Source organism: Bacteroides sp. RTP21281st1_H5_RTP21281_210402 (genome assembly GCF_040918965.1).
GTDB lineage: Bacteria > Bacteroidota > Bacteroidia > Bacteroidales > Bacteroidaceae > Bacteroides > Bacteroides congonensis.
The window spans coordinates 692,039-710,096 of sequence record NZ_JBCOWR010000001.1 but is presented as its reverse complement, the minus strand read 5'-3'; the positions used below and the strand labels follow the sequence as shown (position 1 = coordinate 710,096).

Below are 18,058 nucleotides of genomic sequence, written 5' to 3'. Positions count from 1 at the left end.
TTTACAGTAATAGCATGAAAAAGAAATTTTTGATTGTCACCAATCATTCATATATGTTATGGCAATTTCGCCGAGAATTGATTGTAGAACTACTTAAACAGGGAGAGGTTGTTATCAGTACTCCTTTTGTGGGGCATGAAGATGACTTCATTGCTATGGGGTGTCGTTGTATCCCTACAGAGATTGATAGAAGAGGAATTAATCCGTTAAAGGATTTTAAATTGTATTGGTTCTATCGAAAGTTGCTGAAGAGAGAATGTCCCGATATGGTCATAACCTATTCTATTAAACCCAATATCTATGCAGGGTATGCATGCCGCTTTCTTAACATTCCATATGTGGTGAATGTGCAGGGATTAGGGACCGCTTTTCAAAAAAGTGTGATATCTCAAGTTGTTACGTTTATGTATAAAATAGCTTTGGATGGGGCAAGAACATGCTTATTTGAGAATGACGCAAATGCAGATGAATTTGTCAATCGTAAGATAATCAAGAAAAAAAACAAGACGGTCCTTCATGGTGCAGGAGTTAATTTAGACTATTATCCAATACAACCATATCCTAAGGAAGAGAATGGAATTCATTTTCTATTTTTGGGACGTATCATGAAAGAGAAAGGGGTAGATGAATTATTTGCTGTGGCTCGAATCATGAAAGAAAAATATGGTAATAAGGTGGTTTTTGATTTGGTTGGCTTCTTTGAAGATGAGTATAAGGGAAAAGTTGAAGAATTAATTGCGGACAATGTTGTCTGTTTTCATGGTTTTCAAGTTGATCCACGACCTTATTATGCATCTGCTCATTGTGTGGTAGTGCCAAGTTATCATGAAGGTATGTGTAATGTGTTGTTGGAAGGGGCAGCTACTGGACGTGCTTTGATAGCTAGTGATATTCCGGGGTGTAGGGAAGCTATAGATAATGGCGTAAATGGCTTTTTATGCAAAAAAATGGATGTAGAAAGCTTGTTATACTGTATGGAATGTTTTGTGGCTCTTGATGCTGGCAAACGGGAGAAAATGGGTAAAACAGGAAGATATAAGATGCAGCGTGAGTTTGATAAAGGAGTGGTGGTGAACGAAACCCTTATGACTTTAGGACTTAAGTAAGAAATGTTGCAATATATATTCATTTTGGTGTGGCTTGGCTTTATGGGGGGGATTGCCTCTCAAATACAGCTTAAACGTTTAGAATTCGTTTGTGGAGAGCGTGTGATGCGATATCCATGGTGGTTTTCTTTGTTTGTCTTTTTTCCTATTATTTGGATGGCGGCTACACGAGGGTATTTTGGTGATACATTTATGTATCAGATTACTTATTTGAAAATGCCAGATAGTTTTTTGGAATTTGCTGAATACTTAAAGTCAGTGGAAAAAGATAAAGGGTATTCGGTCTTTGCTTTTTTTGTGAAACAGATAGTGGGTAATAATACAGTGTGTTATTTTGCAGTGGTTGCATTTGTTCAAGCTGTCTTATTGATAACAGTGTTTAGAAAATATACTCCTTATTATATAATGGTTGTTTTTTTGTTTGTAGCATCTACCGACTATCTTTCATGGATGTTTAATGGAATACGGCAGTTTATGGCTGTAACAATAGTGTTTTCAGCTACGATATTTATGCTAAAAAAAAAGTATTTACCTTTATTGGGAGTCATTTTATTAGCTTCTTCTTTTCATAAAACAGCTCTTTTAATGATACCTTGTGTATTGATAGCTCAAGGAAATGCATGGAATAAGAAAACACTAGTGTTTATAGCTGTTATATTATTGTCTGTAGCTTTTATTGGTACATTTACAAGTTTGCTGGATAGTGCGTTGAAAGAGACTCAATACGTTAATGTAGTAAGTGATTATAAATCATGGAATGATGATGGTACTTCTTTTTTAAGGGTTGTCTTTTATTCTATTCCTGCTATTCTTTCTTTTATTTGGCGGAAGAAGATTCAGAAAGTGCGGAACCCGTTAGTTAATTTTTGTACAAATATGTCTATTATTTCAATGGGATTATATGTCATTTCGATGTTTACTAGTGGAGTTTTTATAGGAAGGCTACCAATTTATGTAAGTTTATATGGATATATCCTGTTGGCATGGGAAATACATCATTGTTTTAGAAAAGAGATGATACAGTTTGCTATTGGAGGCTTGATAGTTGTATATTCATTGTTTTATTATGTTCAGATGAAAGTATGGGAGATGTTTTAGGATGGGAATAAAAAAGAAAATTTTGTTTTTAATTCATGATTTAGGACAAGGTGGTGCGGAAAAGGTTTTGGTCAATCTTGTTAACAATATGGATGATACAAAGTTTGATATTACAGTGATGACTTTATTTGATGTGGGAATAAACCGTCAATTCCTTAGTAAGAGAATAAGATATCGTTCTATTTTTAGTAGAGTATTTAAGGGTAATTCTCATGTAATGAAGCTGTTTTCTCCCAAGATGTTACATAGGCTTTTTATAAAGGAACATTATGATATTGAGGTAGCATATTTGGAGGGACCATGTGCGAGAATTATTAGTGGATGTCATGATATGGATACAAAATTAGTATCATGGGTTCATATAGAACAATCTACTTCTGAAAGAGCAGCGGCGTCTTTCAGAAATATAGAAGAGGCTCAAAAATGTTATAATCGCTTTCATCAGATAGTTTGTGTATCGGCTGCGGTGAAAAATGATTTTACGTCAGTATTTTCGATATCAGTCCCTGTCTGTGTTTTATATAATACAAATGAAACTCAGAAAATAGTCTGTACATCAAAAGAATCTGTTGATGATGTTTTGTTTTTGGAGAATGAAATAAAGTTAGTAGGCGTAGGTAAGTTGTTGTCTAGTAAGGGATTTGATCGTATTTTAAGAATAACGAAACGATTGCGTGAAGAGGGCTTTTCTGTACATACATATATATTGGGTATTGGACCAGAAGAACAGAACCTGAAGAAATATGTTACTTTGAATGGTTTGGACAAATATGTGGATTTGTTAGGATATCAGACGAATCCATATAAATATGTGGCAAAATGCGATTTATTTGTTTGTGCCAGTTTTGCAGAAGGTTTTTCTACAGCGACTACCGAAGCTTTGATTGTTGGTGTACCAGTATGTACTGTCAATGTGTCAGGTATGAATGAAATGCTTGGTTGTCGGAATGAATATGGTATTGTGACAGACAATGATGAAGAGGCTTTGTATCAAGGTATTTTACATATGATAGGTGACTCTGAAGTATTAGCTTATTATAAAAAGAAGGCAATAGAACGTGGTAAGTTTTTTAATATGAAGACTACGGTTAATGCTGTTGAAGAAATGTTATGGAAATTATAAGATATATATTCTTTTTAATACGTTCATTTCCATGTTTTTTGATTTATTGGTCATTGAATGAGGATACAAAATTATTGATACAAGGAGATATCAACAGATATGGGAAGAAAGATACTATCCTTTCTCTTCATGAATTACTTTTGAATAATCCGGTTTTTCGTAGGTTGTTTTATGTGAGAATAATTACAGAATCGGTTATAAAGTATCATATGGCAAGATGGTGTTATCGTCCCTTGGATAGTTTGGAAATTAGTTCGACTACCGGGTTGATAGGTAGGGGACTAATGGTGATGCACGGGTATTCTACGATTATTTTTTGCCATTCTATGGGGAAAAATTGTACGGTATATCAAAATGTAACCATTGGACGTGGAAAAAAAATTAATGGTATTGATGTCCCTATTATTGGCGATAATGTGACGATTTATGCAGGAGCAATTGTGATAGGTGGGGTGCATATTGGCGATAATGTAAAAATAGGTGCTGGTGCAGTTGTTGTCAAGGATGTACCGGAAAATACAACTGTTGTAGGGAGTACAATTCGGATGATTAAACAAGAATAAAAATGAATGAAAAGTTTAAAATATCAATAGTTATACCTATATATAACCTGCAAGATGAGTTACTGCGTTGTGTAGATAGTATAAAAAAACAGACTCACAAAAATATAGAAATAATTTTAGTAGATGATGGGTCAAATGATAATACTTGTGAGGTAATCCGTCGGTTGGTAGAGAGTGATAAGAGAATCATATCGATCTATAAAAAAAATGGAGGAGTTACATCTGCTCGTATGGAGGGAATTAAACAAGCGACAGGGGATTATATTGGCTTTGTTGATGGCGATGATGAAATAGAAGCAAATATGTATGAAGTATTATTGGCGAATGCCATTAAATATCAGGCAGATATTTCTCATTGTGGTTACCAGATGGTTTTTGCTGATGGTCGTGTTCACTATTTTTATAATACGGGACGTTTTGTGGAGCAAGACAAGTTGACTGGAGTAAAAGACCTGTTGAGTGGGGTTGTAGTTGAACCTGGTTTATGTAATAAATTATATAGGAGGGAATTGTTTGACTGTTTGTTAGATACAGGCGTGATGGATATGTCTATTAAAATAAATGAAGATTTGTTGATGAATTTTCATCTATTTAGACGAGCAAATAAATCTGTTTTTGAAGATCGTTGTCCTTATCATTATATCGTACGTGCAACTTCTGCATCACGTCAAAAACTCAATGAACATAAGATATATGATCCGATTCGGGTTAAACAAATCATTTTAGCTTACTGTGATGCTAATATGAAGGAAGCTGCAGTAAAAGCATTGTTAACTACATGTGTTTATGGGTATTGCACACTTGTTTTAGAAAAAAAAGGCTATATAAAAGAACAAAGTGATATTAGGGGGTTGATTGAAAAATATTTTTCTTATGTTGAAAGACTGCCAAAAAGAACGAGAGTCCTTGCGCAATGTATAGTAAAGATACCACGACTTTTTGACATATTATATCCGATTTATGTAGTATGTCTGCAAAAGAAAAAATATAATTGATTTACAAAATAGAAAAGAGGTATGAAGAAGGTTTTATATATGCATACTGGTAGTGGCAATCATGGTTGCGAAGCTATAGTGCGAACTTCTGCAAAGATATTGGGAGGTCCTGAGAATGTACTTTTGTGGTCATTAACTAAATCGGAAGATTTGAAATATGGAACTGCCAAGTCTGTTGAAGCAGTGCTGGAGTCAGAACAGCTAAAGAAATATAGCATAGATTATTTTGAGGCTCTTCTTAAAAGGCGATTGTTGCATAACCAGCAAGCAAATATGCAAGTGTTTCTGAGAAAAATTTTTAAAGATAGAGTCGCTATTTCAATTGGTGGTGATAATTATTGTTATGAGTGGTCTGCAAAGCAGGCAGTTGAACTGAATAAAGAAATTCGAAAATATTGTAAATATTCTGTATTGTGGGGATGTTCGATTGATCCAGAAGCAATCACTTCCGCAGTTGCAGAAGATTTGGCTAAATATGACTTAATCACTGCTCGTGAACCGATAACCTACAAATTGCTGAAGAGTATAAATCCATATACGGTAAAAGTTGCGGATCCGGCGTTTTTGCTAGATAGAAAAGAACTACCATTACCTAAAAATTTTGTAGAAGGTAATACAGTTGGAATAAATGTCAGTCCTTTGATTATGAAATATGGACCGGATGGTGATATTATTTTGCGCAATTATGAGAAAATGATTCAGTATATTCTGGATGAAACAGATATGAATATTTGTTTCATTCCTCATGTTGTTTGGAATTATAATGATGATCTGAAACCTATCAATATCCTTTATGAATTGTTCGAGAACACTAATCGTGTTTGTAAGATAGAGGATGCTAATTGTATGGAGTTGAAAGGGTATATTGCTAGATGTAGATTTTTTGTTGGTGCTAGAACTCATGCGACGATTGCGGCATATTCCAGTTTTGTGCCGACGTTGGTAGTTGGTTATTCGGTAAAGTCTCGAGGTATTGCCCAAGATTTATTCGGAACGGAAGAAAATTATGTGTTGCCTGTGCAAGATTTGAAAACAGAAAATGAGTTAATGTCACGTTTTGTTTGGTTAATGAACTATGAACAGGAGCAAAATGAAATATTGAAACGTAGAATTCCTGACTATTTGAATGAGGCAAAAAGTGGGGAAGTGGAATTGATGCAGTTAATGAATAATGATATAAGAGGACGTAAATGAATCAAAGAAAAGCGGGTGCAATATTGTCTAATATATATGTGGTTGTCATTAATGTAATTGCATTAGTCTATACACCATATATGCTTCGCATGATGGGGCAAAGTCAGTATGGGCTTTATGGAACGGCAAATTCATTTATATCATATCTTTCTATATTAAGTTTAGGTATAGGTGGAGCTTATATCCGTTTTAATTTCCAATGTAGAGCTAAACATGATAGAGAGGCGGAAAAAAAACTCAACGGTATGTTTTTGACTATTTTTTCAGTGTTATCATTATTGGTTTTTATTGGAGGTTTGATTTTTATAGCTTTGTCAGAAAAGTTGGTGGAGAGTACCTTTACTTTACAAGAATCGTCTGATTTGCGTATTATAATGTTTATTCTCACATTGAACATGATGGTTTCTTTTATTTTTAATGTGGTCATGATGTCTTTACAGGCATATGAACGTTTCTTTTTTATACGAATTGTTTTATTGATAGCAGGTATCATTACTCCTATAGCTAATGTGATTGCGTTAAATATGGGAGGACGTGCTGTTGTTATTTCTGAAATATCTTTTTTTATTAGTTTACTTTCATATATTATTTTTTATATTTATGCCAGAAGGGTAATAGCTTTACAATTTTCGTTTAAGGGATTTGATAAACAAGTAATGAAAGAACTATTTGTTTTTTCAGGTTTTTTGTTTTTGAATTCGATAACTGACCAAATAACTTTTTCAACAGATAATTTGGTGTTAAGTGCTGTTGGAGGAACGACGGTTGTTGCTGTTTACACTATCGGTTCAAGTTTTAAAGGCTATTTCCAGCAAATCTCATCTTCTATTGCAAATGTATTTGCTCCGCAAATTAATGATATAGTTGCAAATAATGGTAATATATCAGAACTTGATATGATATTTATTCGTATTGGTCGTATTCAATTTTATATAGTTTCACTCGTGTTGATTGAATATATTTTTGTTGGATATGATTTTGTTTGTATTTGGGCAGGATATGATTATAAAGATGCATTTTATATTGGACTTTTATTGATTCTTGCTGTATTTGTTCCGGCTATTCAAAATATAGGGCTTGAAATACAAAAAGCAAAAAATATGCATAAAGCACGGAGTATAGTTTATTTTCTGATAGCTTTGGTTAATGTGATTATTACAATTCCTTGCAGTATTAAGTGGGGAGGGATTGGAGCTGCATTTGCAACAACAGTTTGTATGTTTTTGGGTACAGTTCTTTTTATGAATTTCTACTATGCTAAATATATTCATTTGGATATTAGAGGTTTTTGGAAGTCTATATATAGTATATTGCCGGGATATGTTCTTCCTGTTTTTGGTGGGATAATAATTAATAGATTTTGGAGATTGGATTCTTATTTTGAAATTTTGGGAGCAGCAGTTATTATTTTGGTTGTTTTTGGTATTTCAATATGGAATTTCAGTATGAATTCTTATGAAAAACAATTGTTGGGAAAACCGATTGGACAGATAAAAGAGAAGATGTTAAAAAAATAACAAACGATGAGAGAACTTGTAAATTATTTGCGAGCACTTTATAATGATTTGATAGTTTGTGGAACTTTAAAGTATATACAAATAAATTGGTTACGAAAAGAAAATCAATTTGTATCATATCAAAGTAGAATTCGTAATCTGTTTTCACCTGCTGTTTTTATTGATAAATCTGCGGTTATAAAACTTGAAGGAACGATGACTTTAAATGAGGGATATCCAAGAAATTCTGGTAAAAAGTCGGTGTTTATTTTGGAAAAAAATTCAAAGCTATCATTAGTTGGACATTTCAAAGTCTATTATGGAGCAGAGGTTTGTGTTTATCAAAATGCAAAGTTGGAATTGGGATATGGATATATAAATGCAGGGGCACAGATTCGTTGTATGAATCATATTTCAATTGGAAATCAATGTGCCATAGGACGTAATGTTATAATTATGGATTATGATGCCCATGAACTGTTTTATAATGATGGAAAAAAAAACACGATAACTTCACCTGTCATAATAGGCAATCATGTATGGATTGGAGCTAATGCTATAATATTGAAAGGAGTATCAATTGGAGATAATGCAGTAATTGGAGCAGGGGCTGTTGTGACTAAAGATGTACCATCAAATACAGTTGTGGCTGGTGTGCCGGCAATAGTACTTAAAGAGGGTATTCATTGGAAGTAAAAAAAGTATGAAAAGGTATATAGAATATGATTTAATGCGAATTGTCGCATGTTTGGGTGTTATAATGATTCATGTGGCTGTGTTTGACCAAGGAAAATTATGGTCACATACTACTTTTGAGTTTCAAGCTATAAACTTTTGGGGAGTAATGTCCAGATGGGCAGTTCCAACATTTGTAATGCTAAGTGGAATGATGATTTTGCCTCATGGCGATGAAATTTCAATTTCAAAATTGTTAAAACATCGTGTATTGCGGATGTTAGGGGCATATATTGCCTGGTCATGTGTATATTCATTTTATAATGTTTATTTTTTAGATATTGTTTATGCACCAACAAAATTGAAGACATTTATAGACGGATGTTTTAGTGGGGAATTGCATATGTGGTATCTTTTAATGTTGTCAGGACTTTATCTTGCATCGCCATTGTTGGCTATTGTGATCAAGAAAGCGGATAAAAAGTGGATTGTTTATTGGTTGAATGTGTTATTTCTATTTACCTCTATTATACCTTTTATCGTGAAATTGAATATTAAATTTATTTCTACGATTGTTGAAAGTATTTATAGCTATATGGATTTGCAATTTTTTGGTGGGTGGACACTTTATTTCATATTAGGATTTTATATTCAACAATGTGATTGCTTGTCGAAGAGAAAGAAAATTATATATTTTAGCTCAATTTTGAGCTTTATATTTACTCTTTATGGAACAATTGTTTATAGTTGGCAGCATGGGACTTCATTGGGGGTGTTACCATATGAATATCCAAACATCGTGTTAATGAGTGTTGGCGTTCTTTTCTTTTTTAAAGAGAAAATTTCAAAAATGCCTTTCATTTTTAGATATGAAAAATTTATAGTCAACTTGTCTAAGCTTACTTTTGGTATTTATTTAATTCACGTTTTATTATTAAAGGTGTTGTACTCATTGGGAATTAATATACAATTGACGCATCCAATCATATCAGTGCCAGTAGTGGCGATACTTGTATTTGTGATTGGGGCAGGAATTGTTTGGTTGTTAAGAAAAGTGCCTGTGGTTGGAACGTATTGGGCGTAAGAGAAATTGATATGATAGATAAAAAAATAGGAAGTCATTGTACCGGTTGTACAGCTTGTAAATATGTGTGTCCAAGATCTGTGATAAGTATGGAAGCAGATAATGAAGGTTTTTCTTATCCGGTTGTTGATTATGCACAGTGTATACAGTGTGGAAAATGCATAAAGGTTTGTCCTGTGCTTTCTGAGGGAAAAATAAATTTATATAATAATCCGGTTGTTTACTCTGCATGGAATCTTGATCAAAAAGTAAGAATTGATAGTACTTCCGGAGGTATATTTTCTGCATTGGCGGAAACTTTCCTTAAACATGGAGGAGTTGTTGTAGGAGCGGAATATGGTGACGATTTTGAGATTCGTCATGTGATAATTAATGAAGAACGGGATATTGTACGACTAAGGCAGTCTAAGTATGCACAAAGTAACTTGGATAATATATTTAGAAGAATAAAAGATATTTTGCGAACTGGAAAAAAAGTGTTGTTCTGTGGAACTCCTTGTCAATCGTCCGGATTACAAAATTATTTAGGTAATCAATATGAGAATCTTTATTGTTGTGATTTTATTTGCCGAGGAGTTATAAGTCCAAAAGTTTATCGCAAATTTTTGAAAGATATGGCTGAGATAAATGGAACATCAGTGGTTAAAGTGCATTTTAAAAATAAAACTTACGGCTGGAACCGATTTAGTACACACCTTTTGTTCGCTAATGGAAATATGTATCAGAAAGATCGCTATGATGATTATTATATGCGAGGTTATTTAAAACATAATCTGTATTTGCGACCTTCATGTCATGAATGTCATTTTAAGAAAATTCCACGTTTATCAGATATATCCTTAGGGGATTTCTGGGGAATTGGAAATTATAAAAAAGAACTTGATAATGATATGGGGACATCTGTTTTATTGGTAAATTCGAATAAAGGTAGAGAGCTGCTTAGTTGGATGTCTGATAAACTCTATATAGAACAAAGAGAGTTGAAAGAGGTGTTGAAAGGGAATCATTGCTTGATGAATTCTGCTGAAATAGGCGAATTTAGATCCTATTTTTTTAAACATTTAGAACATATGCCTTTTGATAAATTGATTGAAAAGATAGATCGTAGGGCATTACATCTTTCTATTGGAGAAAGAATGTTGGAATTTATGCACAATGTGAAAATATTTATTTTGAAGTATGCAGGAAAATAAAATAATTTCAATTATAGTACCTGTATATAATATTGAGCGATATTTACCACAATGTTTGGAAAGTATATTAGAACAAACATATAGAGATTTAGAGATTATTCTGATTGATGACGGATCAACAGATGCTTCCGGTGACATTTGTGAACAATATGCTCAATATGACAATCGTATTATAGTCATTCATCAGAAAAATAGTGGAGCTGCAAGTGCTAAGAATGCAGGGTTGCGGTTAGCAAGTGGGAAGTATCTCACATTTGTAGATAGTGATGATTATCTTGAACCGGATGCATATGCATATATGGTTTCGCAGTTAGAAAGCTGTGATGCAGATGTTATTCAGTGTAATTTTCGAAATGTTTATGTTGGATTTTCTGAAATACCTAATAATGACTCTAACCGGGGGATATATTCTACAGTAGAATATCTTAGAAGATTTACAATAGATTGGACTTGCGGTTTGCTATGGAACAAACTTTATGAACGTAGATTGTTTAATAATATTTTATTTGAGGAAGGACATAAAATAGATGATGAGTATTTTACTTATCAAGGAATGATGAACGCTCATAGGATTGTAGTTTCTCCAAAAGTTGTGTATAACTATCGTAAAAGAAAATCCAGTGTTATGCTTGCGGAGAGTTCACAACAACAGATTGTGCTGGATAAATTGGATTATTTGCAAAAACGCAGAACGAAGATTATAGCTAAGTTTCCGGAATTAAAGCATGATTTTGATTTTCATTTTTTAAATATGTTGATTATTCTTTCTAAAGATCATTCAGCTACGTATGAAAGTATAGAGTATACTAAATATTTGTTACGAGAGTATTTTCGAAAAGGAAAGAAATGCAAGATAGGATTGAATTTATGGATTCAATTGATTGGTTTGATGTATAAGAAATCTAAGAAGATATTGAAGAAAAAGCAGATGGATATATCAGATAAAGATTATGAGTATTATTTTGAGTGATTATTGATGAAAAAGATAAAATTGTTTTTTTGTGCAATAAGAATATTACCTATTTTACCAATAGTAAAATGGTCGGATAAACTTTTTATGGCCGATTTAAAAAGATGGAAATATATTTGTCATATCGATGGAAGTGATTGGATAGTTTTAGCTCAATTATTAGGTGAATGGCAAGAGTATAGAAATCTTTTTATTTATCGAAATAGATTTAGACGTATATTTTGTATTTGGGTGATGCTATGGTATCGTCCTGTTGATACATTGTACATTCAAGCAAAGGAAATAGGGGGTGGATTGTATATTCAGCATGGTTTTTCAACGATGATTTCAGCAGAGTCTATAGGAGAAAACTGTTGGATAAATCAGCAAGTTACAATAGGTTTTAATGGAAGTGGCCGACCGCCTATTATAGGCGATAATGTAATGATTACTTGTGGAGCTAAAGTTTTGGGAAGTATTAAGGTTGGCAATAATGTAGTAATAGCAGCCAATGCTGTTGTGATTAGAGATGTAGAAAATGGAGCTGTTGTAGGGGGTGTGCCAGCTCGTAAATTGAAGTGAGATAAATAAAATTGTGATGAATAGCTTGATTAGTATTGTCATTCCTGTGTATAATGCAGAGAAAACGATTGTAAGATGTGTTGAATCAATCCTTTATGGAGCTTTGGATAATATAAATATTATCTTGGTTGATGATTGCTCAAGAGATAATAGTTGGAATGTGTGTCAAAAACTTTCTCGGAAATATGAAAATGTTCGTAGTTTCCGGAATAAGGAAAATTCTGGAGTCTCTTTTACAAGGAATCGCGGAATCGCAGAAATAGAAAGCAAATATGTAATGTTTGTAGATAGCGATGATTGGGTATCAAAAGAATATGTGACAAAGTTATTGTATATTGCTGAGAAGTATCCGGAAGCATTGACAATATGCGGATTACAATTTCGTGATGAAGTGAATAATTGTCGTAAGGATTATTTATGGAATGTGGAGGAAGGTCAGATTTCTTTTGTTGATGGAGAATCTTTTTTTGAATTGCTCAAAAAGTTCCATCTACAACAACTTTGGAATAAGATTTTTCGTAGAGATATAATAGAGAAAAATCAGCTTCGTTTTGACGAAAAACAGAGTATGGGAGAGGACTTCCAGTTTGTACTGGATTATATGGAGGCTATGGAATGTAAACAGTGTGTAGTTATAAATGAACCGCTTTATTATTACATTCGAGCAAATAACATATCATTGATGAGTAATTTTGGTGCCTCACAGGAGGGGTATGAATATAAACGTTTTGAAAAACTATTGAAGATAAGCGGAGAAAATAAATTACGGGTTTGTGAACAATATAAAAATACTGTACAAGCTACTAAAAATAATTTTGTATATCAAGTATGTCATAATACGAATATAGGTGTTGCGGAGAAAATCAGGAGGATTGAATATGTAATGCAGGATGGGAAAGCGAAACTGTATTATAGGAAACAACAAATAACATTGTTTAAAGAACGAGTGATAGAAACGAAACGTAAATGGGGGCAACTGCTTCCACGTTTGAGAGGTAGATTGCAACGGATGGGATTGGAACGTAATATACAGTCATTGCGTAAGAAATGTCGTGCTAAAAATATCACGATTATATCACAGAATTGTATTGGTGGTACTTTTTATCATGACATGAATATGGAATTTCTTTCTCCAACCATTAATTTGTTTATACGTCAACCGGATTTTGTTAAGTTAGTGTTGAATTTGGAGAAATATATGGCTGCGGAATTGGTAATGTCATGGGGAGAAGAATATCCAATTGGAATTTTAGGAGGAGATATCCGGATTGATTTTATGCATTATCGTTCATGTAGTGAAGCTAAAGAGGCATGGAATAGACGTAAAGCTCGGATAAATTATGATAGAGTCTTGGTACTTTCTACAGATCGAAATGGTTTTGATGATTCCGTGTTTGAAGCTTGGAAAACAATACCTTATCCTAAGGTGCTGTTTACTGTTCATAAAAAATATGATGATATCAGCGGAACAGTTGTGTATTCACAATATGCAGCTGATGGTTGTGTACCGGATTTAATACCTCAAAGAGAGATATATAAGGATGGAGTATTGTTGTCTGCTGCTAATAGTTTTTCCGAAATAAAATAAACAGTATGGAGTTGGTGGATAAATTAAATTGCACAGGATGTATGGCATGTGTATCTGCTTGTCCTCGGCAATGTATTGATATTGTCAAAGGAAAATTGGGACATTTGTATCCGAAGATTATTGGGGAACAATGTATCGAGTGTGGAAAATGTAGACGAATATGTCCAGAAATTGTACCGTTAACATTTCATTCTGTTAGTAAATCCTATGCAGCGTGGAGTCTGGATAGGGAAAATCATAAATCTAGTGCGTCAGGTGGGGCGGCAGCTGAATTTTATTATCAAGCTTTACATGATGATTTTTGGATTTGTGGTGTTGAATATCGTGAGAATTTTCACGTAGTCCATACATTGACGGATTCGATGGAGACTGTTAGTCGTTTTAAGCAGTCTAAGTATGTGTATTCTGAGATGGGGACGGTTTATGTTGAAATTGAAAAACTCTTAAAGCGTAACAAGAAAGTTCTTTTTATTTCTTTACCTTGTAAAGTGGCTGGATTATTGGGATTTTTGGGAAAGCATTATTGTAATCTGCTTACGGTGGATATTGTTTGTCACGGTACCCCTTCGCATGAGAATTTGCGAAATCATATTTTTAACATGGATAAGGAGAAGAAAGCCTCAAAGTTAAAATTTAGGATGGAAAATGAGTTTTTGTTTGATTTGAGTGATGCTGCAGGGACTGATATTTATCGGAGGATAGGGCGTGAGGATACTTATTTAGCTGCTTTTTTAGAGGGATTAAACTATCGTGATTCATGTTATTATTGTAGTTATGCGAAGCCGGAAAGAGTGTCGGATATTACAATTTGTGACTTTTGGGGATTGGGATTGGAATTACCTTTCGATCATCCTTATATGGGAGCTGTATCAGCAGTATTGGTAAATACAGAGTATGGAAGAAGTTTTGTAGAGAAGTGTAAAAGGCGATTGTTTATGGAAGAGCGTCCTGTATGGGAGGCTGTTAAAGGAAATGCGCAATTGAAGGCTCCTACAGAGATTCATCCTAAAAGGAAGGCGTTTGAAAGTCTCTATAAAACACATGGCTTTGAGGTGGCAGTGAAAAGATGTTTGAATGAAGAAATAACGAAAGAGAGTAGGAGGTTGCTAAAAAGGCGGTTAAGAAGAATGGTACGAGGCGTTGTTGGAATATTCATTAAAAAATATAGAAGATAGGAATTATGAAAATAGGAATTATGTCGATGCAGCGGGTTGTGAATTATGGTTCATTTCTTCAAGCATATGCATTAAAGCGACAAATTGAGGATGTTTTGCAAGGAGAGAACCGGCAGGTTGAATTTGTTGATTATGAGATAGAGCCTTCATTGATTAAAGATGATGAAAAAAAGATGGATTTTAATGTAAAAATGTATTTACTTAAAATTTTAAAGATGTTATCTCCTAAGTACAGCCGATATCGTAATCAACAAAAGTTACTTAACCGAACATTTTCAGAATTTAGTAAGGCTTATAATGAAACTTTTTTGCCTACTATCGGAGTAAAAAAGGCAAAAGTATATTGTCCTGAATTGGACGTGTTGGTTATTGGTAGCGATGAGGTTTTTAACTGTACCCAGAAAGGGACGCTGGTAGGGTATAGCAGACAATTGTTTGGCAAAGACAATCGTGCAAAAAAACTTATAAGTTATGCAGCTTCGTTTGGTACAACAACGTTGGAGAAATTGGAAAAATATCATATTATTAATGATATTGCGGGATATCTCTCATGTTTTGATGCTTTGTCTGTAAGAGATACAAATTCACAAAACGTGGTAGCAGCTTTATGTGGACAAATACCTTGTCGTCATATTGATCCGGTGTTGTTATATGACTTTGGGGAAGTGGATACAATGGTTGTGAATCGAAAAGATTACCTTATTGTATATGCATATGCAGATCGTATAACCAAAGAAGAGGCTAAGGAAATTCGTGCTTTTGCGAAGAGTAAGAATTTGAAAGTGATAGCATTGGGATTTTATCAGCCCTTTTGTGACGAATACATATTAGCTAAACCTTTGGAAGTGTTGGCTTATGTGAAAAATGCAGCTTATGTAGTGACTGATACGTTTCATGGAACGGTATTTTCCATTAAATATCAGATACCTTTTGCTACTATAATTAGAGAAAGTAATAAACAGAAATTAGGTGATTTGTTAGAACTTTTTCATTTGACAGGAAGAAAGGTGACATGTTTGAGTAAGTTGCCTGAAATATTGGAAGCTAAAATGGATCTAACAAATATTCGGGATATATTGGCGAAAGAAAGAGAATCTTCTTTGTCATATTTGTATAATCATCTACTTGGATAATATAGAATAGGAATGGTAATAATTAGCGTTATTGTGCCTATATATAAGGTAGAAAAGTATTTGCGACGATGTGTAGATTCGATATTGTCTCAGACTTATAAGAATTTAGAGGTGATTTTGGTGGACGATGGATCGCCAGATCGATGTGGAGAAATTTGTGATGAATATAAGAAGTGCGATAGTCGTGTTCGAGTGGTACACAAACAGAATGGGGGACTTTCTGATGCAAGAAATGCAGGATTGCAAATTGCGACAGGGGAATATATTGCCTTTGTGGATAGTGATGATTGGGTGGCAAAAGATTATTTAGAAAAATTGTATCTTGCATTGATAAATACTGGAAGCGATATTTGCGAATGTGAGATTATTCGAACTACTGGAAATGTTGAAATTTGCGAATGCGAAAATACGACTATATGTTATCATACACAAGAAGCACTGGGATTATTGATTCAAGATAAGGTGTTTCATCAATATGTATGGAATAAACTTTATAAACGAAATTGCATATCTGATATTTATTTTGAAAAAGGGAGAACCAATGAAGATGAGTTTTGGACTTATCAAGTATTTGGGCAGGCAAAACATATTACAAAACTTGGGGTTGCTTTGTACTTCTATTTCCAAAGAAAAAGTAGTATTATGGGAGTAGGATATAATATTAAACGGTTGGATGCATTGGAGGCGAAACAACAGAGGCAACTTTACATCCAACTGAATTTTCCAGTTTTATCTTTCATAGCAAAAAAAAATCTATTTGCTTCTTGTATATATAATGGACAAATGACTTTGAGATTTTTATTTGGTGATGAAAGGAAAAGGGCGAAAGAAAATATTTATAAAGTAGTAACATCTAACAAACTGTCAAATAAAGAAATCAAGTTGTTGTCTGGCAATGAAAGGTTGTGGTTTATTTTAAGTAATTGGAACTTTTGGCTGATCTGCAAGATAAGGAATTGGTTGGGAAGAGGGTTTTAATTAAAAAGATATATGAGTAAACAAGTGACTTTTTCTATTATTATACCTGTGTATAATGCCGAAGGGTATTTGAAGAAAGCGATAGAAAGTATTATAGGACAAAGTTATGAGTCATGGCAATTGGTACTGGTTGATGATGGGTCTTCGGATAATTCAGGAGTGTTGTGTGATATTTATAGTACTCAGGATGCTCGTATTCAAACTATTCATCAAGAAAACAGAGGCGTAGCCGCTGCTAGAAATGTTGGCATTCATTATGCAACTGGAGAATATCTTCTATTTTGTGATTCAGACGATTTTTATGAGAGAGGTGCCTTGTCTCTGCTAAAGTGTCAAATTGAAACAGTTTCAGGAGGAGTAGATGTTATTTGTTATGGTTTGTATAGTGGAACAGGACATTCTTGGTGGCCGGTTGGACATCCACAATATATAGTATTGGACGAAAACTATATAGAAAAAGAAATTTTCCCGGAAATGTTGAATTTGTGTCCTAAAAGTAATAAAGACATTTTGCCGTTTTTGTGGAATAAACTTTATAAACGGGAGATAATAGAAAAGTATGGTATTCATCTTAATGAGAAATATAAAAAATGGGAAGATAAAGATTTTTTGATGCGATATATGAGCAAGGCAAGAAATATTATGTTTATACATACTCCATTATATCATTATGTGAATGCAGAAAAAGAACGTTTATCGACTAAATATATAGCTGAAACTATGTTGATAGTTCCTCAAATATATAGGGCAATGGAAGATTGCTTTGGCGAGAAATTTGAATTGAGTTCATTTTATTCCAATCGGTATTATTTTGATATAATCTGTCGGTTGATTTTTGAAGCAATAGAGCAAGAGGGGGAGGCTTGCCGGAATGTGGTTGGCCGGGCATTAAATGATTCGGTAATAGTAGGGTGGATTAAGGGTATTACACCAAAGAATATTTATGAAAAGAGGATACAAAAGGGGTGTATGATGTATAAAGGAGAGGAAATTTATGCTGCTTTTGATGATTATTATAAATATATATTAAGAAAGAAAAATAATATACCTTGTTGGAAAAAACTGTTTGGAAGGATAAGGGCTATAACAAGACTATTATATGAAAAATTGACAGTTAAGAAATAAA

At 33.5% G+C, this 18,058-nt stretch carries 17 protein-coding genes; all 17 read left to right on the top strand.

Going from position 1 to position 18,058, the window contains the following annotated elements; translation table 11 throughout:
• Positions 1 to 14 precede the first annotated feature (14 nt).
• From AB5443_RS02875 to AB5443_RS02795, 17 genes are read left to right on the top strand one after another with little or no spacing between them, the layout of a single operon-like run.
• Entirely contained in the window at positions 15 to 1,106 is a 1,092-nt protein-coding gene (locus AB5443_RS02875) for a glycosyltransferase family 4 protein (RefSeq protein ID WP_368113202.1), read from the top strand.
• Between the two features lie 3 nt (positions 1,107 to 1,109).
• Complete coding sequence (locus tag AB5443_RS02870) at positions 1,110 to 2,204, top strand: EpsG family protein (RefSeq protein WP_368113201.1); 1,095 nt, start codon at positions 1,110 to 1,112, stop codon at positions 2,202 to 2,204.
• Position 2,205: 1 nt separating this feature from the next.
• Positions 2,206 to 3,327, top strand: a complete 1,122-nt coding sequence (locus AB5443_RS02865; protein ID WP_368113200.1) for a glycosyltransferase — start codon at positions 2,206 to 2,208, stop codon at positions 3,325 to 3,327.
• Positions 3,315 to 3,890, top strand: coding sequence for a serine O-acetyltransferase (locus AB5443_RS02860; RefSeq protein WP_368113199.1), 576 nt, complete (start codon positions 3,315 to 3,317; stop codon positions 3,888 to 3,890). The genes AB5443_RS02865 and AB5443_RS02860 overlap by 13 nt, the downstream gene beginning before the upstream one ends.
• 2 nt (positions 3,891 to 3,892) lie before the next feature.
• A complete protein-coding gene (locus AB5443_RS02855) occupies positions 3,893 to 4,885 on the top strand; it encodes a glycosyltransferase family 2 protein (RefSeq protein WP_368113198.1) in 993 nt (330 codons plus the stop codon).
• Positions 4,886 to 4,906: 21 nt separating this feature from the next.
• Positions 4,907 to 6,079: a polysaccharide pyruvyl transferase family protein gene (locus AB5443_RS02850; protein WP_368113197.1), complete on the top strand. Its 1,173-nt coding sequence runs from the start codon at positions 4,907 to 4,909 to the stop codon at positions 6,077 to 6,079.
• Positions 6,076 to 7,596, top strand: coding sequence for an oligosaccharide flippase family protein (locus AB5443_RS02845; RefSeq protein WP_368113196.1), 1,521 nt, complete (start codon positions 6,076 to 6,078; stop codon positions 7,594 to 7,596). Before AB5443_RS02850 ends, AB5443_RS02845 begins: the two co-directional genes overlap by 4 nt.
• Positions 7,597 to 7,602: 6 nt before the next feature.
• Positions 7,603 to 8,271 carry a DapH/DapD/GlmU-related protein gene (locus AB5443_RS02840; protein WP_368113195.1) on the top strand — a complete coding sequence of 223 codons (669 nt, stop codon included), beginning with the start codon at positions 7,603 to 7,605 and terminating at the stop codon, positions 8,269 to 8,271.
• Between the two features lie 7 nt (positions 8,272 to 8,278).
• Positions 8,279 to 9,334: an acyltransferase gene (locus tag AB5443_RS02835; RefSeq protein WP_368113194.1), complete on the top strand. Its 1,056-nt coding sequence runs from the start codon at positions 8,279 to 8,281 to the stop codon at positions 9,332 to 9,334.
• An 11-nt stretch (positions 9,335 to 9,345) separates the two neighbouring features.
• Positions 9,346 to 10,527, top strand: a complete 1,182-nt coding sequence (locus AB5443_RS02830; RefSeq protein WP_368113193.1) for a Coenzyme F420 hydrogenase/dehydrogenase, beta subunit C-terminal domain — start codon at positions 9,346 to 9,348, stop codon at positions 10,525 to 10,527.
• Positions 10,514 to 11,497 carry a glycosyltransferase family 2 protein gene (locus AB5443_RS02825; protein WP_368113192.1) on the top strand — a complete coding sequence of 328 codons (984 nt, stop codon included), beginning with the start codon at positions 10,514 to 10,516 and terminating at the stop codon, positions 11,495 to 11,497. The genes AB5443_RS02830 and AB5443_RS02825 overlap by 14 nt, the downstream gene beginning before the upstream one ends.
• Before the next feature lie 6 nt (positions 11,498 to 11,503).
• A complete protein-coding gene (locus AB5443_RS02820) occupies positions 11,504 to 12,058 on the top strand; it encodes a serine acetyltransferase (RefSeq protein ID WP_368113191.1) in 555 nt (184 codons plus the stop codon).
• 16 nt (positions 12,059 to 12,074) lie between these two features.
• Positions 12,075 to 13,646, top strand: coding sequence for a DUF1919 domain-containing protein (locus AB5443_RS02815; RefSeq protein WP_368113190.1), 1,572 nt, complete (start codon positions 12,075 to 12,077; stop codon positions 13,644 to 13,646).
• Positions 13,647 to 13,651: 5 nt separating this feature from the next.
• Positions 13,652 to 14,821 carry a Coenzyme F420 hydrogenase/dehydrogenase, beta subunit C-terminal domain gene (locus AB5443_RS02810; RefSeq protein WP_368113189.1) on the top strand — a complete coding sequence of 390 codons (1,170 nt, stop codon included), beginning with the start codon at positions 13,652 to 13,654 and terminating at the stop codon, positions 14,819 to 14,821.
• Between the two features lie 5 nt (positions 14,822 to 14,826).
• Positions 14,827 to 15,954 (top strand): polysaccharide pyruvyl transferase family protein, encoded by a 1,128-nt coding sequence (locus tag AB5443_RS02805; protein WP_368113188.1) that lies wholly within the window; start codon positions 14,827 to 14,829, stop codon positions 15,952 to 15,954.
• Between the two features lie 12 nt (positions 15,955 to 15,966).
• On the top strand, positions 15,967 to 16,932 hold the full coding sequence (locus AB5443_RS02800) for a glycosyltransferase family 2 protein (protein WP_368113187.1): 966 nt from the start codon (positions 15,967 to 15,969) through the stop codon (positions 16,930 to 16,932).
• Positions 16,933 to 16,944: 12 nt separating this feature from the next.
• Positions 16,945 to 18,057: a glycosyltransferase family 2 protein gene (locus AB5443_RS02795; protein ID WP_368113186.1), complete on the top strand. Its 1,113-nt coding sequence runs from the start codon at positions 16,945 to 16,947 to the stop codon at positions 18,055 to 18,057.
• The last annotated feature ends 1 nt before the right edge of the window (position 18,058 follow it).

What these genes read in the sequence shown, in the direction of transcription:
- AB5443_RS02820 (WP_368113191.1), top strand. Translation starts at nt 11,504, where the DNA reads ATGAAAAAGATAAAATTGTTTTTTTGTGCAATAAGAATATTACCTATT.
- AB5443_RS02850 (WP_368113197.1), top strand. Translation starts at nt 4,907, where the DNA reads ATGAAGAAGGTTTTATATATGCATACTGGTAGTGGCAATCATGGTTGC.
- AB5443_RS02840 (WP_368113195.1), top strand. Translation starts at nt 7,603, where the DNA reads ATGAGAGAACTTGTAAATTATTTGCGAGCACTTTATAATGATTTGATA.
- AB5443_RS02860 (WP_368113199.1), top strand. Translation starts at nt 3,315, where the DNA reads ATGGAAATTATAAGATATATATTCTTTTTAATACGTTCATTTCCATGT.
- AB5443_RS02830 (WP_368113193.1), top strand. Translation starts at nt 9,346, where the DNA reads ATGATAGATAAAAAAATAGGAAGTCATTGTACCGGTTGTACAGCTTGT.
- AB5443_RS02855 (WP_368113198.1), top strand. Translation starts at nt 3,893, where the DNA reads ATGAATGAAAAGTTTAAAATATCAATAGTTATACCTATATATAACCTG.
- AB5443_RS02835 (WP_368113194.1), top strand. Translation starts at nt 8,279, where the DNA reads ATGAAAAGGTATATAGAATATGATTTAATGCGAATTGTCGCATGTTTG.
- AB5443_RS02845 (WP_368113196.1), top strand. Translation starts at nt 6,076, where the DNA reads ATGAATCAAAGAAAAGCGGGTGCAATATTGTCTAATATATATGTGGTT.
- AB5443_RS02815 (WP_368113190.1), top strand. Translation starts at nt 12,075, where the DNA reads ATGAATAGCTTGATTAGTATTGTCATTCCTGTGTATAATGCAGAGAAA.
- AB5443_RS02800 (WP_368113187.1), top strand. Translation starts at nt 15,967, where the DNA reads ATGGTAATAATTAGCGTTATTGTGCCTATATATAAGGTAGAAAAGTAT.
- AB5443_RS02875 (WP_368113202.1), top strand. Translation starts at nt 15, where the DNA reads ATGAAAAAGAAATTTTTGATTGTCACCAATCATTCATATATGTTATGG.
- AB5443_RS02825 (WP_368113192.1), top strand. Translation starts at nt 10,514, where the DNA reads ATGCAGGAAAATAAAATAATTTCAATTATAGTACCTGTATATAATATT.
- AB5443_RS02810 (WP_368113189.1), top strand. Translation starts at nt 13,652, where the DNA reads ATGGAGTTGGTGGATAAATTAAATTGCACAGGATGTATGGCATGTGTA.
- AB5443_RS02795 (WP_368113186.1), top strand. Translation starts at nt 16,945, where the DNA reads ATGAGTAAACAAGTGACTTTTTCTATTATTATACCTGTGTATAATGCC.
- AB5443_RS02805 (WP_368113188.1), top strand. Translation starts at nt 14,827, where the DNA reads ATGAAAATAGGAATTATGTCGATGCAGCGGGTTGTGAATTATGGTTCA.
- AB5443_RS02865 (WP_368113200.1), top strand. Translation starts at nt 2,206, where the DNA reads ATGGGAATAAAAAAGAAAATTTTGTTTTTAATTCATGATTTAGGACAA.
- AB5443_RS02870 (WP_368113201.1), top strand. Translation starts at nt 1,110, where the DNA reads ATGTTGCAATATATATTCATTTTGGTGTGGCTTGGCTTTATGGGGGGG.